Source organism: Oceanobacillus timonensis, from assembly GCF_900166635.1.
In the GTDB taxonomy this organism is placed as follows: Bacteria; Bacillota; Bacilli; order Bacillales; family Amphibacillaceae; genus Oceanobacillus; species Oceanobacillus timonensis.
The window spans coordinates 1,639,372-1,656,079 of sequence record NZ_LT800497.1 but is presented as its reverse complement, the minus strand read 5'-3'; the positions used below and the strand labels follow the sequence as shown (position 1 = coordinate 1,656,079).

The window sequence follows — 16,708 nt, the reverse complement described above, 5'->3', positions numbered from 1 at the left end:
TATCTGGTTTGCGTTTTTTACATACTATGTTGCATCCGGATTATTTTTATATTGTCTCCCTTTCTGATAATCCGCTTCTTTTATTTCATCTGGAACCATACTCCCGCCAGTAGCCCAAATCAGATGAATATGTTCTTCTGTCACTTCAGGATTGTTTTGAACGACATAAGCAGGGCCCATTAATCCCGTAACAGCTGATGGTTCTAGATGAATTCCCTCTGCATCCGCCATCTCTGTAATAAGACGGAACATTTGCTCATCACTGACTGTATAGATTCCTTCTATCAGCGGCTCCATTACTTTTCCAACAAAACCGGATGCTCTGCCCACAGCTAAACCATCTGCGGCGGTTTGGTTATCGAGTCCGAAATCCTGGACGGAAATCGTATGATGCATGCTTGTCATCATCCCAAGTAACATACACGGGGAGTGGGTCGGTTCGGCGAAATAACATTTTACCGCATCACCGAAAATCACTTTTAATCCAAACGCGACACCGCCAGGTCCTCCGCCGACACCGCATGGCAGATAAACATGCATCGGGGTTTCCGGGCTTATTTGAATTTCCTGCTCTTCCAATTGTTTTTTCAAACGAATCGCTGCTACCGTATAGCCTAAAAATAAATCTCTTGAGTTTTCATCATCAATAAAATAACTTTTCGGATCTTTTGCCGCTTCTGCTCTGCCTTCTTCTACCGCTTTACTATAATCCGATACATGCTCCACAACCTTGACGCCCCGCTCTCTTAATAAATCCTTTTTCCACTGTTTTGCATCGGCTGACATATGGACAATAACATGAAAACCAAGCTTGGCACTGATAACACCAATACTTAGTCCCAAATTACCAGTAGAACCTACTAAAATCGTATATTGAGAGAAAAACTCCCGATACTTATTCCCTGCCATTTTACGATAGTTATCTTTTTCGGATAGAAGTTGGTTTTCCAGCAACAATGTTTCTGCATGTTTCAGCACTTCATAGATGCCGCCTCTTGCTTTGATGGAACCGGAAATTGGTAAATGACTATCTAATTTTAAGTAAAACGTACCTGGAATTTCCTGCCCCGTTATGTCTTCTATTCTAGCTTTTATCTGGTCTGCTTTTTTTAGCGGAGATTCAATGATTCCTCCTGTATTTTCCGTCTCCGGATAAACCGTTGCGATAAAAGGAGCAAAGCGCGTCAAACGTTCCTCGGCATTTTGTATATCTGCCAATTGAAGCGGCTGATTTTGCAGTCCCTCCTGCTGATTCTGCACATAGGGGTTGCTCCAAAAAAATGGGGTATAATTTAAAACTGGGCCCAAATCTGGATACGCTCTGATCCATTCCTCGATCGGTTTTCCCTTTATTGTTGCCATTCTTCTTCACCTCTTTTGTAGAATGATAATATGCTATTTTCAGTTTTCATAGCAAGCATTATATTACATATTTCTCTTAAGCCAATCTTCCCTGGTTAAACGCATCTGAATTGCATCAATCCATTCCCCGTCAAATTGCAACTCATTTTCATGGATACCACTTTTTACAAAACCAATTTTCTCATAAACATGCCTTGCCCTTGGATTGAAGTCCAAAACATCTAACGTCAATTGATGAAGTGTTGTGTTTTGAAACACATAATCAATAATAAGCTGTGTTGCTTCTGTACCCAAACCACGGTTTCTTCCCTCCGGACCGATAAGAATCCTGTAATTCATGCTATGATTTGTTTCATCATATAAGTTCACTACTGTTTCACCTACGCAAGTACCTTGCTTCTTATCAATAATAGCCAAATCCAAACGATCTTTTTCCAGATATCTTGTCTGGTACCATTCATAAATAATATCCTTTTCTTCTTCCCAATCAAAATCCATATCACTCCCGGTTAATTTTAAAACTTCCGGGTCTGTTAAGCATTTTTTGATAAAAGGGAAATCCGTTTCTTTAAAAGGACGAAGCTTTACTTTTTCACCCTCTAATAAAGGTTTGTAGCCTAAATATACCATTATATCACTTCACTCCCTTCTTTTCAGAAACCGACAATATATACATGTTTTATTTTTTAATAGCTTTATAGATAAAGTAACCAATAATAGCAATCATTGCATACACACCAAAAAAGACAACAAAACCCCATAATCCCATCACAGCATCTGCAAATTCCATGTTTCCGCGCTGGGTATAAGCCTGCTGTATTTCGACAGCAAATACCAGCACAACCATCATCGTAAATGTATAAAGAAATGCTAAAATAGCAATGCTCCACTTTAATTTAGATAAGATTTTAAAAACAATGTAAACGAAAAAGAACGTGATAATTCCCAGTATGCCAAAAATCCAGAAATGCAGCTCTTTATCCGTCATACCCGCACCAAACGTATTGGCAATCACATCATGAATATCGTTAATCAAATCTACAATAAGCATAATCGCTTCTCTCATAATCAGACCCCTTTCTATGAAAACATCCTCTTATAAGACAGGGTACATGAAAATTAAAAATAATTCCTTTATTATCTTCTTCGTATTTATCACGGAGAACCGCCCGTTAAGTTTCCACTGAATGAAGTTTGGTTTATGCGAAAAGAATGAATCCTGTCTAATTCGCTTTGCACATAGTTAAATAATCCATAAAAAACCCGAAGCTAGAAAAAAACTAACTCCAGGAAAGTGAACTTTATTATTCTATTCTTCTGTCACCTTAAAAAACGTCCGAATCGCAGGAATTCCCGTTCCCGGGTGGTCATCCCGATAGGTTAATTGCGGTTTTCGATAAATATCAGGTATCGGGTCTTCCCCTTGATAAATAGAAGGATAAATATCAATTGTATGATATCCAGGCTCCCCGGAAGCTGTCAAAGGCAATTTAATGGTGCCTTGACTGTTGAATCCGCATATATACCCTATATAGGCATTATCGTAGGTCACACCCAGAGCATTATCAAATTCCGTCCAGCCGGCTCCTTTGATTTCAACAGTTATCGGTGTTCCAGCAGGCCCTTCTTCCGGTTCAATCGAAACAATAGACGGGAGAATGCGCAAGTATGCCTGCCCGTACACTTCGTCGCCCGCTTTTACTTCAATAAGATGCGGCAAACCTCCCAAGTCGTCCGGAATTGGAAATTCATGCGTGAACGATCCGTCTTCATCTGTCTCAACCGTATCAATTTCCATAATTTCAGGTGCGAACCCTTCGGTAGAAACACGGTTTCCAACCATCGTATGCCAATCTAAAGTCAGTTCCTGATTTTCAGGCAGTCCTTCTCCACTAAGTGTCACCATTTCATCCACCGTGCCCATTTCTTTATCCAGAGAAATTTGGACACCTTCTTTATTTTCTGGTTCAGGCATCTGAATACCTCCGTCAGCAGGCTCTGGAGGTTCTTCTACATATGCCATATCCGTATCTGTATCAGGTGCTTCATCGGTTATCGTAAAATCAAAGAAGTGTGTTTCAATATAATTGATTGCCGATGAATCTCTGCTGAGATATGGTGCACCGCTGGCTCCACTTTCTACCGTCACCGTATGCGTACCGGGGGAACCTGCAGCTCGTACAACCGCTTCTGCTTTTCCATCAGTAGAAATGGCTGTAATCATACCTGTATAGGCATTATCATAATTCACATGCCAAATGCTGCCGTACATATTCGGGCTTAATCCTTCTCCTTCTATTGTAATTTCGGTACCAGGCGGTCCAGATTCAGGAGACATGGTAAAAACAGTTTCTACAAAGAAATTTGCTTTTGCAATGGCATTCCCATCCTGTTGAATTAAAATATCATGATCATCACCAAACCCATCAGGGATGGTGATACTTCCACTCCATTCTCCATTTTCATCAGCGGTTCCTTCGCCGACTTCTTTTTCAACCTCATCATAAGCTGTCCCAAGGAAGGAATAATTATTTTCAATTTCGTATTTGCCTTCCATGTCAACGTAAATCACTTGAAGCGGTTCATCGGGATCAAGCCCTTCAGCCGTTAAGTGCACTTCATCACCAATTTCGCCCTCTGTCTCATCAAGTGTAAGTTTTCCAGTCATCGTGTTCTCCTGTTCAGACGCTTCCTCAGAAGAATTTTCTTCTGAGGTTTCTTCGTTTGACTCAGCGTCCGCATCAGTCTGACTATCCGTGGCAGAGCAGGCAGCCACCCCAACCATTGTTAAAAATAAAATAAATATAAGACCATATTTCCACTTACTCATCAGAATCCTGTCCTTCTCCAGATTCGATAATAGTCAATTTAGAAGGTTCTACGTCAAACGGCTCAAACGTATACTCTTCTCCATCTACCGTTGCAATAATTTCATAATCCAGTGTTCCTGTCGTGAAATCTTCCGGAATCTCCCATGGCACTGTATAAAGCAGCGTTTCTTCCGGTCCATGCGGTCCCAGTTCCATTTCAAATTCTTCTCCCGTTTCTAAAACTGCTTTTACATCTGCATCTTCAATGATTTCACCAGTGTTTTCATCCGTCACGGAAGCCCGGAATAACATTCTCCAACCTTGTTCAAATCTGCTGTTCACAACACACACAGCATGCTCAACGGTATGCGAATTAATCGTATCACCTGTTACAACTACATTCGGTGTTTCCTCCTTCTCCTGCTCTGTTGAACTCGCTTCACTATCCGCTTCTTCCCCTCCACACGCTGCAAGTAAAAAAAGCAGCCCAAACAGAAGAACAGATAACATCCAACCTTTTCTTTTTTTAATCCTCATTTTCTTTCTTCCCCCTTTTTAGTTAAATGGTAGTAGTAATCATGTCTTAATTATCTTATAAAAGGAAAGCGATTACAATGAAAAAGTATTAAAGGAACAGAATTTTTTCATTTTTACAAACATTACAGGAAATAATCCAATGTATACTATAAATATAGTACGTTCATTTAAAAATAGAACTTCCGCATTAGCTTATTAACGTATGGAGGGAATTAACGGCGTAATAATGAATATACATCTATTTTTATGGATGCATGCTTTGTTATTTTGATTAAGGAAAGAATCGACTTTTCTATCATTTCAGCCAAGAGAACTCCTTCCTCAAAAATTCCATAGAATTTTAGGTGAGAGGTGAATTGGCGGTTTTAATACTTTAGTAATTTAGATGTTAAGAAAACCCAAAGAAATATTTAACAGCATCGGCATAACATGAATAGTCTAAAAAGTTGTTAACAACTTTCAGAATAGTGGTATTTCCCCCCCCCCTCCTATGATATGATAGAAACATAGGAACTAATGTTCTGGAAGAGGGGGCGGAAATGAAATGGCTGTTTATCGAACCTTGCAAATTTGGGTGAAAAAAGGACACCGGATGCATCTGTATTTTCAAAATATGTGCCAAAACGCAAAGAATATGCATAACACAACTAACTTTTACATCCGGCAGGTTTTTACAGGTCTCAAACAAGAAAAGGAACTGCAGCCGTTACAAAAAGAAGTATTGGAAAGCCTTCAAACTCATTTGCCTGCAATCAATGCGAACCAGCTGAAAGCTTACCAACGAAGGAGTGTGAAAGAACAGGAGAAAGCCAAGTCAGAACAAAAGGAAATCAAATGTCATTTGTTTGAGATGCCCTCTAAGGATCATCCGTATATACCTTATTCTTTTTTGGATGCGTTGTTTAAATCGATGAAACAGACCGATTATCAATCCCTGCCAATCCAATCGAGTCAAGGCATCATGAGAACAGTCTTTCAAAACTGGAAAGCCTTTTATGGCAGTTTGCGGGAATATAAAAAGAACCCTATAAAATTTAAAGCACGGCCTAACATACCGTCATATTGTCGTTTAAAAGAAAAGGAAGTCGTCTTCTCCAATCAGGATTGTGTAGTAAAAGCCAAGAAATTTTTGAAGTTCCCTAAAACAAAACTATGTCTGAACATTGGAAAATTAGGTTATTCAGAAGGGAAACTCAAGCAGGTTCGGGTGGTTCCAAAGTATGGTCATTATGTGGTGGAGTTAGTTTTTCAGGTTCCTATAGAAGTAGAGAAGAAAGAATCCAAAAACCGTTTTTTAGCTGTAGATTTAGGTATTGATAACCTTGCAACCATCGTCACGAATACGGGCAAAAGACCAATGTTAGTGAAGGGCAAAAACGTCAAATCCATCAATCAACGATATAATCAACTAAAAGCCTATCATGCAAGCATCCTCCGGCAGGGAAAACAATCAAACGAGGGTTCATTTACATCCAAACGTTTGGAAAAGATCAGCCGAAAACGATTTCTTCAAATCAAAGATCTCTTTCATAAAGCCAGTTTTCAAATCTTGAAAATAGCCTTGGAAGAGGATATTGACACGATTATTATCGGGAAAAATAAAGATTGGAAGCAACATGTCACGATAGGAAAAAGAAATAACCAATCCTTTACAAATATCCCACACAGCCTGCTTATTCAAATGATCACATACAAAGCAGAAAAGCATGGAATAACCGTGGTGTTGACAGAAGAATCTTATACATCGAAGGCCAGCTTTCTTGATAACGATGACATCCCTGTTTATGGTCAGAAGCATAAAATCGCTGTATTTTCAGGGAAACGTATCAAACGTGGCATGTACCTTTCAAAAAACCAAGAGCGCATCCATGCAGATGTGAATGGCGCTGCAAATATTATGCGGAAAATTTTTAAAGATGCTTTTCATCATGACTTTGCCAGTATAGATGCTTTACGAAGACCAGTATCTTTGATTGTAAAATAAAAGTAGTCTCAGGAGGCAGGACCAATGAGATAGCGGGGTTGGGTGTTTTCAGCACACCGATGTGTCAACTCCACTGGTGGTTAATCGTCATCTTTAAAGTCGACACCGCAGAAACCTCCACTTCAAATTTCGATAGAAATGAAGTGGCGGGAATATTCATTCTAAATAACTAATATATCTTATATCCTCCAAATTTCTTATGTTTATTCTTACATAAAGTTGGGTATTAGTAATATTAGAAATATAATTATAATGAAAGTAGATTCAGGAGGGACCAAAAATGAGTACATTCAGAAAAGCACATTCAGAAAAATCCAGAGAGCATATGATTGATCTTCTTAACCAGCAGGTAACAGATTTAACGGATTTATTTATTCAGACAAAACTGGCACATTGGAATGTACGCGGACCACAATTTATTGCATACCACGAGTTTTTTGATGATTTAGCGGACGAACTGCCTGAATTAATTGACACGGTTGCAGAGCAAGCAGGTAGCTTAGGCGGTTCAGCAGGAAAGCCGGTACAATTCATTGCATCTGAAACCAGACTCCCTGCTTGGGAACTTCAAAACACCAAAGATATTCTGGTACTTGAAAAACTGACAGAACATTGGGCAATCGTAGCAAATAACATGCGCGAAGCAGTTGAAGTATCCGCAGAGGAAGATCCGGATACATCCGATTTATTTACAGAAGTATCCCGTAAACTGGATAAAAACCTGTGGTTCTTGGAATCACATTTAACAGACGGAAGCTCGGAATAAGGCATTTAAAAACAAGGAGCTGCTCTCTTGCAGTTCCTTGTTTTTATCACCTGGCAAAATTGTAAAATAGTGCCGTATTAAACGTTTGTTGTTATCATTAAAATACTGTTTTTTATGATACCCTAAAAAAACATAATCGCTCATTATTTAAATTCTCTAGGTTAAGAGACCATCTAAACAATGAACGAATACCTTACTTGACCAATCTATAATCATTTACAATCTCATTTATGTGCTGCATCGTTTTATTGGTTGCTTCATCTGCACTCAAATGACGTCGATTATTCAACACAGTGATTAACATACCTTGCCATATCAGCACGGTTCTCTCATTAATAACAGCTGCTTTTTCTTCTGATAATATACCTTCCTGAACAGATTGATTCAATGCATTTCGACTTCTTGTTGAAAGATTATAATCAATTAAAATTGTCTTTATATCCTCTGTCACCTCTCCATATAAATCCGACTGGTAGACATTATAATAATGTTTTAATAGCTCTTCTGGATTTTCTCCTAAATCAGCTAAAAAGATAGCGTTGTAAATTTCGGGCTCTTCAAAGGAATGTTTACAAAAACTTTCCCAGCTCAATAAGTATTTATCTAAAGAAGTATCTCCTTTTTCCATATGTTCCGGAAGCTCGTCAATAAATTTATTTAAATATTTTAGTGCTGCAAAAAAAATCAGGTGAGAAACTTCCTGAAAATAATTATAGATCGTAGCACTGTTATACCCTGCTTTCGTTGCAATCTCCCGTATAGTTACATTATCAATACCTTTTTGTTCAATAATTTCAGTTGTAGCATCAACAAAATACTGCCACATCCGCTGCATTTGAAGCTCTTTATTAGACATTTGGAATCCCTCCTTTACCTTATAAAGTGAAAATTCTTTCAGTAGGAGTTTCTTTCACCTACTGGAAGTTAGTTGAACGAATCAGGCCGTTCCTGGCTGATGGATCTCTCACTTAAAATTTTCAATTTTTCTCTATTCTTGAAGTGTGAGTCTTTTAGCCAGTTACACTGTGATAAAATCATGCAGAACTACTTTACTACTATAAAGGTTTTTCAGCTGTGAATCAAGAATACGAAAAGAAACACGGAAACATGATACAAAAATGCCTTTTATAATTTCCTATAATAACTAAAGCAGCATCCGCTTGTTACGAATGCTGCTTATTTGAATTATTTACGCAGGACTTCTATATAAATGAAAATTGTCTAATTCTTAGTCTCATTATCTGCTTCCTGATTATCATTTTCTGCTTCATTCATAATATCATCGGTCATTAATCCTTCTACTGCTGGTTCAGGTGAAGCGAAAAATGTTCCTCCTGATACATCTTTCACATTATGAACAACAATGAAAGCGTCAGGATCTACTTCCCGAATAATTCGTTTTAAAAAGATTAAACGATAGTTTGGTACAACTACATATAAAATTAATTGTTCCCGATCCGTAAATGTACCGTATCCATTAAAGTATGTAGCACTTGAACTCATATTTTTTGTTATTTGTTTGCCAATCTCGCGATACTTTTGGGATACAATGGTAACAGCTTTTTTCGCATCTAAACCGCCAATAACATAATCACTTGCGATTTTCCCAACTGATAACGATATCACTGTATACAATGTATATAATGGCCCAATGACAAAAATTCCTGCAAACACAATAACAGTATCTAAGAGAAACGTTGTAAGTATAATATTCCATTCAAATTTCTGCGCCAATAACCTTGCAATTTGAGAAGTTCCTCCTGTTGAACTCCCAGCTTGTATAATGAATGCAAGTCCTACCCCGCCAATTAGGCCAGCAAATATAGCTGCAACCAAAGGATCTCCCAGAGGTTCGGTAATTATATTTTCCGTTAAAAAGATAAATAAAGAAAGAAGCGGAACATTAATGGTGGTTATAATGAGCACATTTCTAGGCAAAAATTTAATACTTATCAATTGCAGGATAATAAATGAAATAAACGTAACAATACCAGGAGAGAGGCCAAATTGGAAGTAAAGCAATAATGCTATCCCAGGCACTCCGCCATCCGAAATTTGGTTAGGCATTGAAAATACAGTGAGTGCTAAGGCAACAAGTAAAGTGCCAGTTAATATAAAAAATATTTGTTTCGTCAGTTTAATAATAATCCCCCTCTATTAATTTGTTAAAGTAAACAAATACGCTTTGTTTATTATCCCTCTATTTTATATTAATAGGAAGATATTTTATTATGTTCTAATTTATCGCAGTGTAACTGGTTGGGCTGGGGCTCGGCCTACGCTTACTTATCCCGTTGATAACCAACAACCAGTTACACTGCGATAAAATCAAAATATATATTGTTGCTAAACAAATACCTCTTTTTAATCAAACCAAAACAAAAGTATTGTTGTTCTTAAAAACATAACAGAATCTGTTCCCTAGCCGGTTTTTGATTTAATATCTTCTTTTTCTTCTGGTTTTTTAAATTCACTTCTCAGCGCTTTTAATATCGTATATGTCATACATAGCATAAATATAATAAAGGGAGTGGATACTACAATAACTACTGTCTTTATCGTTTCTAAGCCTCCAGCTATAATAAATACTGCTGAAATACTAAAAATAATTAACCCCCAAATAAACTTTATCTTATTGTCAGGATTAATATTCCCTCCAGAGCTAAACATTGCCAGCACATAAGTACCTGAATCGGCGGAAGTGATGAAAAATACTAAACATAGAAGCATCATTAAAGCACTGGTTAAAGAGCTCATTGGAAAATACTCCAAGAACGAAAATAATGCTTGTGTAACATCTGTATTGACAGCTTCTCCCAACATACTATTTCCCAGGTCATGGATAAGGTGTATACCTGCCCCTCCAAAAATAGAAAACCAAATAAAACATAATATGGAAGGAAGGAAAAGCACGGCCATGACAAATTCCCTGATTGTCCTGCCTTTTGATATCCTGGATATAAATGCACCAACAAACGATGCCCAGGTTAGCCACCACGCAAGATAAAATATTGTCCAATTAGAGACCCAATTTTGCTGGTCGCCGTTAAAAGGAGCTAACTGTGAACTCATTGCTACGATATCACTGATATAACTTCCTGTTCCAGTGATAAAAATATCTATTATCTGTTTTGTAGGTCCTATAAAGAAAATAAACATCATCAAAACAAAAGCTAACAGCATATTAAAATTAGAAAGGTATTTTATCCCGCGATTAACACCTGTAAGTGCGGAAATCATAAATAATACAGTACCAAAAACGATAATAAACATGGAAACAGTTGTTGTATTAGAAAAACCCCAAAGAAAATTTGCTCCCTCAGAAATTTGAATTGCGCCTAATCCAAATGCTTGTGCAATACCTATAACTGTTATAAATATCGCATAAATATCAATTGTTTTACCCCATGGACCATAGATTCTGTCGCCCAAAACAGGATAAAAAATCGAGCTTACCCTGGCAGGAAGTTTTTTTCTAAATTGAAAGTAAGCCATTCCTAAGCCAACTAAACCAAACAACGCCCATGGATGTAACCCCCAATGAAAGAATGTATATTTTATTGAGAGTTCGGCTGATTCGGAAGTGGATCCTTCCCCAACAGGAGGAGATATATAATGCGTAATGGGTTCGGCCGTCGCCCAAAAAACCAATCCAATTCCCATTCCCGCAGCAAATAACATGGATATCCAAGATATTGTACTGAATTCGGGCTTATCTGAATCTTTCCCTAATTTGATAGTACCGTATTTTGAGAACATAAGGTAGACACTAACAATGACAATTAATAAAGTAACCACCAGATAAATCGGACCAAAATAATTCACATTAAAACTTAAGAAAGCAGGAGCAGCTTTTTCCAACCAATCCCTAAATATAATACCAAAAACCATAAACGCTAATGAAATAACTAAAGAGACACGTAAAATTAAATTATTTTTAAACATAGACATTCCTTTCTAATTCATTTTTAGTTTAAATAAAAATAAGGAAAATAGTATCTAACGTCAGTAAGCGCTTACAAATAAAAAGTCCTTGCAGCTTTTTTAGATTAACTAACCTCCTTTTCTCCTTCTGAATATTCCCTGTTTAATTCAGGTTCATCATTTACTAATCCTTTTATAATCGCATAATACATTAATAAGATTAGCAAAGCTAGCGGTGAAGTGAAGACTATAAGTACTGATTTTGCAGTCTCCAATCCTCCAGCAATAACCAAAATAATGGCATAACTAAAAAGAACACCGCCCCAGATCAGTTTTATTTTATTAGGCGGGTTAAGATTTCCTCCTGAACTGAACATTGCTAATACAAAAGATCCAGAGTCGGCTTGTGTTATAAAAAAAACTAAACTTAATACCATAACTAGAACACTCGTGAGAGAACTCATTGGAAAATAATCCAAAAACGCAAATAATGCAGTGGTGACATTTGAACTTACGATATCTCCTAAAGCAGTATTCCCTAATTCATGAATCAGGTGAATACCTGCCCCTCCAAATACAGAAAACCAAACAAAACACATGAGTGAAGGTACAACTAGTACTGCTAATACAAACTCTTTAATCGTTCGCCCTCTGGATACTCTTGAGATAAAAGCGCCTACAAAAGGGGCGCAAGATAGCCACCATGCCAAATAAAATACGGTCCAATTTGAAATCCAGTTTTGTTCTTCATTACTAAATGGAGCTAACCTGGTACTCATCGATAAAAAATCACTTATATAACTGCCAGTACCAGTAATAAACACATCAATTATGTGTTTAGTCGGCCCCAAAAACAAAATAAATAAGGTAATCAGAAGAGCTAAGATCATATTCACATTGGAGAGATACTTAATACCACGTTTAAGTCCAGTAACTGCAGACATCATAAATAAAATAGTTCCAATAATGATGATTACGATGGAAACAGCTATTGTGTTTGAAAATCCCCATAATATATTTGCTCCCTCAGAAATTTGTAATGCGCCTAACCCAAATGAATTCGCCAAACCAATTGCCGATATGATGATTACAAATATATCGATAGCGTTTCCTATCGGACCATATATTTTCTCTTTTAAAAGTGGATAAAAAATAGAACTAAACCTGGCAGGAAGCCCTTTTCTAAATTGAAAGTAAGCCATACCCAAACCTATGATTCCATACAATCCCCAAGGCTGAAGTCCCCAATGAAAAAAAGTATATTTCATCGCAGTGTCAGCAGATTCGGCAGTAGCTCCTTCCCCTTGCGGCGGAAATAAATAATGCGTAATTGGCTCCGCAGTGGCCCAAAATACTAAACCAATTGCCATCCCGGCTGCAAAAAGCATTGAAATCCAAGAAACAGTACTAAATTCAGGTTTTTCTGTATCCTTTCCCAATCTGATATTTCCGTACTTGGAAAATGCTAAATATCCGCAAACTACAACAACGATAAGACCAGAGAATAGATAAAAAACTCCAAAGTAATTTGCATTAAAACTTAAAAACATTGGAGCGACTTTTTCTAACCAACTTCTAAATACTAGACCCAGAACGATTAAACAGCAAGAGATGATTATTGAAATCCTTAAAACAATATTCTGTTTGATAATAATCCTCCTTAAACCACCTTAAAAATTACCAACTTTCTGACTTATTAATTTATAGTTCGGTTACATATATGAATACATTTATCTATCAAAATAATCTACTTAAAGTCCAGGTTTGCTGAATGTTATTTTACTTACCTGCAAATAAAATGAATATATAAGGATTTTCCTTTACCTTCAAGCCAACAGTATAAAATCCTATATTTATCTATACAGGAGACTATCTTTTTAGCAACTATTGGTTAACTAAAGAATCTAACCAAATGATGGCTCTCTAATAAAGTGAAACTTCTTTCAGTGGGGGATTCCTTTCATCCCCCATTGAAACGATAAAGGGACAAAGGCTAGGTTCGCAACGTCCTGTTTCAGGCACCTTTGTGACCTGCATCTTGTAGGCTAGAATGAATCCGATCGAAGGGCTTTTGCGCTTACTCGCCCTACCGAAGAGCTTTTGCGCTTTTCCGCAGGAGTCTCCGTGTTTTTCCTCCGCTGGTTAGTTTTATTGCTCTACAATTGTAACTATTATTATTTTCTTGAAAATCTATTAACCTGACAGCATTGGTAAGCACAGTCCCAGTACCAGCTCTAGCCAGTTACACGCCGATAAAACTTGAAATGCGTAAGGTGCATCTTTTAATCATTTTTATTGCCAACCGCGATATTGTTTTGGTGCCTCAATATTGTACCCTAATTCATCGGCTGCTACTTTTGCCCAGTATGGTTTTTTTAATAAGGCTCTTCCAATTACTATCACGTCTGCTCGCTCATTTTGTAAAATTTCTTCTGCTTGTATTCCAGTTTTGATCAGTCCAACAGCACCGGTAGCTATCAGCGTTTCTTGTTTAATAGCTTCACATCGCGGTACTTGATATCCAGGATATGAAGTGATTTCTGTTGGTACAACTCCACCCGAGCTGCAATCTATGAGATCAATACCCTGTTTTTTCATTTCATTTGTAAAATACAACATATCCTCTAAGGTATTACCCTCTTTATGGTATTCATCCGTTGAAACTCGTACGAAGATAGGGCCCTTCCATTCTGTTTTTACTGCTTCAATAATTTCAGAAAGAAAACGGTAACGATTTTCTTGTGGTCCGCCATACTGATCCGTCCTTTTGTTAGCCAAGGGAGATAAAAATTGATTAATTAAATATCCATGTGCTGCATGAATTTCAACAACATCAAAATCTGCTTCCATAGCACGTCGAGCTGCTTGTCTGAATGCTTCAATTGTCCGTTTAATATCCTTCATATCCATTTGATTAGGAACTTTACTCTTATCGTTAAAGCGAATGGACGATGGAGCGAAAATACCGCTATCCACTACTGCTTTTCTACCTGCGTGCGCAAGTTGAATGCCTGCTTTAGCTCCATAAGCATGTATCTGTTCATTCAGTTTCTTTAACCCTTCTACATGGATATTATCCCAAATACCCAAATCTTGTACGGAAATACGCCCCTCTGGTTGAACGGCTGTAGCTTCTGTCATAACTAAACCAACTTGACCAACCGCCCTGCTTATTAAATGGGTGAAGTGAAATGGTGTAATGATTCCATCCCTTTCACATGAATACATACACATCGGGGACATAACAATTCTATTCTTTAATTCTGTATCTTGAAACGTTATGGGTGTAAACAACATTGACATGATGAGATTTCTGCTCCTTATTTTGATTTCTAATATTGATAGGCTAGAAACGCTCAGATATTTATTCATTTCTTAAAAACTGTAAATAGCTGCATCTAGAGTTTTTTTAATGCCTCTTCTATTTCTGTATTACCTGTAACAAGATCAAAAGCACGTTTATACGTGTTTTCTTCATTTAAGGATGTAATGGCAGTCCGTGCCACGTCTTCTCGCGGAATTGTATCTCTTTCCAAATAATCCGCTGCCTTAATTCTGCCGATACCTGACTCATTTAACAAACCGCCTGGTCGCAGAATCGTATAGTTCAAACCGCTCGCTTGAAGAAATCTATCAGCATAATGCTTTGCTGCTGAATAATGGGCAAGTTTTTCCGGCCAGTTCTCTCTTTTATTTCTGTGGATAGCGCTAATCATTACAAAGCGTTTCACACCAGTTTTCTCCGCAGCTTCTACTGATTTAATAGCCCCATCCTAATCAATTAACATGGTTTTATCCGGTCCAGTATGTGCCCCTGAGCCAGCCGTAAAAATAACTGCGTCACAGTCTTCTGCCGCTTTAGTCAGTCCATCTACACTGCCCTCCAGGTTACCCAAAACGGTTTCTACTCCAGATAGTTTTAATTCCTCTTCCTGCGCTTCTTTCCTGACCATTGCCCTTACTGTATGTTCATCACTGTTTTGCAACTGAGCAACGAGATGTTTTCCGATTTGTCCGTTTGCACCGATTACAAGAACTTTCATATAGAACTCCCCCCCTCTTTAAATTCAGACTAAAACGAAACAAAGTCTCCTTTTTATTGAGGTGGTTTATACCAACCTTTGCTGTTTTCCTATCAATTTACAAAGTTTCATTTATAAACCAGACCTTGATCATTAACCGCTTTTTTTATTAAATAAATGAAATTATCAATATTCCGAATATTCACCATATATCTCCCACGGTATAGCCTTCTGAAAATGGATCTGTTTTATCTAAAATATACTTTGTGAATCCATAAATCCATGCTTGCCCGCCTACTTTTACATGGATAGCATCCATCGATCCAACTTTTGAATTTCCTAAAACCTTTCCTTCAAAAATAATACCAATTAGTCCTTCATTTCTCCAGCTGTCACCTACTTTTAATTCTCCCTTAGCATGCTTAATAGTCATTAAAGCTGAAGTACCTGTTCCACAAGCGCACCTATCCAAAGCACCAGTCCAAGTGCTTTCATCATTAAAATCAATGTCGCCGGTATACATCGTATTTACAATTTTAGAATCTGCGTCGGGATTATTCGTTGGACCATGCATGATGGAAATCGTGATCCCAATCCCCGGATAATCCGGGTGCTCAGGGACTTCGAGCTGTTCTTTGGCTGCTTGTGTACAAAGGGCAGATATTTTTGCTATTTCTTTCCCTTGGTCCGGAACAAGTTCCAGCCAATCAAATTGTCTGCTGTCTATAATACAATAGTACATTCCGCCCCAAGCTACATCGACTTTTACTTTGCCAAGTGTAGGCACATCAATTTCTGCATCGATATGCACTGCATAAGATGCCACATTATCAAAATAAACCTGTGTTACTTTACCATCTTTACAATTTGCTGTAATAGGAATGACTCCCCCAGGAGCTTCAAGAGCAAACTCTGTTACAGGCTCCTGCATTGGTATCATGCCAGTTTCCAATAATGCAGTGGCAACACTTATGGTATTGCCGCCTGACATCATAGGATATTCAAGCTGTTCCATTATAATATAACCTGCATCTGCATCAGGATGTTTTGCAGGCACAATAAGGTTACAACAAATCGGCGGATAGCCTCTGGGTTCCCTAAGCATTAACTTTCTTAACTGATCATCATTTTCTTCCAGCCAAAGCGCTTGCTCATATACTGAATTTCCCGGAATTGTCGGGATCCCTGAAGTAACAACCCTCATAGGTAATCCAGCATGTACTTCAATCGCATCAAACGATCTTTCTATTTTCACAGGAAAATCCCCCTATCAACTATCTTTTCATCTTTAATCAGTAATAGA

The 16,708-nt window shown here is 37.7% G+C and carries 13 protein-coding genes and 1 pseudogene; 2 read left to right on the top strand and 12 right to left on the bottom strand.

What is annotated here, in order from left to right; all coding sequences use genetic code 11:
* Nucleotides 1–24: 24 nt before the first annotated feature.
* The 5 genes from B7E05_RS08050 to B7E05_RS08030 all read right to left on the bottom strand — a co-directional run bounded on the left by B7E05_RS08050 (nt 25) and on the right by B7E05_RS08030 (nt 4,709).
* The gene (locus B7E05_RS08050) at nt 25–1,362 is read right to left on the bottom strand and encodes a D-serine ammonia-lyase (RefSeq protein ID WP_080873720.1); all 1,338 of its coding nucleotides are present in this window, start codon (nt 1,360–1,362) and stop codon (nt 25–27) included.
* A gap of 63 nt (nt 1,363–1,425) precedes the next feature.
* Nucleotides 1,426–1,992 carry a GNAT family N-acetyltransferase gene (locus B7E05_RS08045; protein ID WP_080873719.1) on the bottom strand — a complete coding sequence of 189 codons (567 nt, stop codon included), beginning with the start codon at nt 1,990–1,992 and terminating at the stop codon, nt 1,426–1,428.
* A 49-nt stretch (nt 1,993–2,041) separates the two neighbouring features.
* Nucleotides 2,042–2,428, bottom strand: coding sequence for a hypothetical protein (locus B7E05_RS08040; RefSeq protein ID WP_080873718.1), 387 nt, complete (start codon nt 2,426–2,428; stop codon nt 2,042–2,044).
* A gap of 243 nt (nt 2,429–2,671) precedes the next feature.
* Nucleotides 2,672–4,192 (bottom strand): IPT/TIG domain-containing protein, encoded by a 1,521-nt coding sequence (locus B7E05_RS08035; protein ID WP_080873717.1) that lies wholly within the window; start codon nt 4,190–4,192, stop codon nt 2,672–2,674.
* Nucleotides 4,185–4,709 (bottom strand): hypothetical protein, encoded by a 525-nt coding sequence (locus tag B7E05_RS08030; protein ID WP_080873716.1) that lies wholly within the window; start codon nt 4,707–4,709, stop codon nt 4,185–4,187. The genes B7E05_RS08035 and B7E05_RS08030 overlap by 8 nt, the downstream gene beginning before the upstream one ends.
* A 544-nt stretch (nt 4,710–5,253) precedes the next feature.
* Between B7E05_RS08030 and B7E05_RS08025 the strand changes: the two genes are divergently transcribed.
* Together B7E05_RS08025 and dps are read left to right on the top strand one after the other, a co-directional pair.
* Nucleotides 5,254–6,693, top strand: coding sequence for an RNA-guided endonuclease InsQ/TnpB family protein (locus tag B7E05_RS08025; protein ID WP_080873715.1), 1,440 nt, complete (start codon nt 5,254–5,256; stop codon nt 6,691–6,693).
* Nucleotides 6,694–6,973: 280 nt separating this feature from the next.
* Nucleotides 6,974–7,459, top strand: coding sequence for a DNA starvation/stationary phase protection protein Dps (gene dps, locus B7E05_RS08020; RefSeq protein ID WP_080873714.1), 486 nt, complete (start codon nt 6,974–6,976; stop codon nt 7,457–7,459).
* A 193-nt stretch (nt 7,460–7,652) separates the two neighbouring features.
* Here the strand turns inward: dps and B7E05_RS08015 are convergent, their stop codons facing one another.
* From B7E05_RS08015 to B7E05_RS07985, 7 genes and pseudogenes are all read right to left on the bottom strand, one after another.
* Nucleotides 7,653–8,315, bottom strand: coding sequence for a TetR/AcrR family transcriptional regulator (locus tag B7E05_RS08015; protein WP_080873713.1), 663 nt, complete (start codon nt 8,313–8,315; stop codon nt 7,653–7,655).
* Nucleotides 8,316–8,680: 365 nt separating this feature from the next.
* Nucleotides 8,681–9,574 carry a YitT family protein gene (locus tag B7E05_RS08010; RefSeq protein ID WP_281252500.1) on the bottom strand — a complete coding sequence of 298 codons (894 nt, stop codon included), beginning with the start codon at nt 9,572–9,574 and terminating at the stop codon, nt 8,681–8,683.
* A 306-nt stretch (nt 9,575–9,880) separates the two neighbouring features.
* Entirely contained in the window at nt 9,881–11,404 is a 1,524-nt protein-coding gene (locus B7E05_RS08005) for a BCCT family transporter (protein WP_080873711.1), read from the bottom strand.
* Nucleotides 11,405–11,508: 104 nt separating this feature from the next.
* A complete protein-coding gene (locus B7E05_RS08000) occupies nt 11,509–13,008 on the bottom strand; it encodes a BCCT family transporter (RefSeq protein ID WP_342745022.1) in 1,500 nt (499 codons plus the stop codon).
* Nucleotides 13,009–13,675: 667 nt separating this feature from the next.
* Complete coding sequence (gene namA, locus B7E05_RS07995; RefSeq protein WP_179134492.1) at nt 13,676–14,686, bottom strand: NADPH dehydrogenase NamA; 1,011 nt, start codon at nt 14,684–14,686, stop codon at nt 13,676–13,678.
* Nucleotides 14,687–14,781: 95 nt separating this feature from the next.
* Nucleotides 14,782–15,426 (bottom strand): annotated as a pseudogene (locus B7E05_RS07990) (SDR family oxidoreductase).
* A 181-nt stretch (nt 15,427–15,607) separates the two neighbouring features.
* Nucleotides 15,608–16,660, bottom strand: a complete 1,053-nt coding sequence (locus tag B7E05_RS07985) for a proline racemase family protein (RefSeq protein ID WP_143833200.1) — start codon at nt 16,658–16,660, stop codon at nt 15,608–15,610.
* Nucleotides 16,661–16,708 lie beyond the last annotated feature (48 nt).

Coding starts and splice junctions, on each gene's coding strand:
- B7E05_RS08050 (WP_080873720.1), bottom strand. CDS start 1,362: ATGGCAACAATAAAGGGAAAACCGATCGAGGAATGGATCAGAGCGTAT.
- B7E05_RS08045 (WP_080873719.1), bottom strand. CDS start 1,992: ATGGTATATTTAGGCTACAAACCTTTATTAGAGGGTGAAAAAGTAAAG.
- B7E05_RS08040 (WP_080873718.1), bottom strand. CDS start 2,428: ATGAGAGAAGCGATTATGCTTATTGTAGATTTGATTAACGATATTCAT.
- B7E05_RS08035 (WP_080873717.1), bottom strand. CDS start 4,192: ATGAGTAAGTGGAAATATGGTCTTATATTTATTTTATTTTTAACAATG.
- B7E05_RS08030 (WP_080873716.1), bottom strand. CDS start 4,709: ATGAGGATTAAAAAAAGAAAAGGTTGGATGTTATCTGTTCTTCTGTTT.
- B7E05_RS08025 (WP_080873715.1), top strand. CDS start 5,254: ATGGCTGTTTATCGAACCTTGCAAATTTGGGTGAAAAAAGGACACCGG.
- dps (WP_080873714.1), top strand. CDS start 6,974: ATGAGTACATTCAGAAAAGCACATTCAGAAAAATCCAGAGAGCATATG.
- B7E05_RS08015 (WP_080873713.1), bottom strand. CDS start 8,315: ATGTCTAATAAAGAGCTTCAAATGCAGCGGATGTGGCAGTATTTTGTT.
- B7E05_RS08005 (WP_080873711.1), bottom strand. CDS start 11,404: ATGTTTAAAAATAATTTAATTTTACGTGTCTCTTTAGTTATTTCATTA.
- namA (WP_179134492.1), bottom strand. CDS start 14,686: ATGTCAATGTTGTTTACACCCATAACGTTTCAAGATACAGAATTAAAG.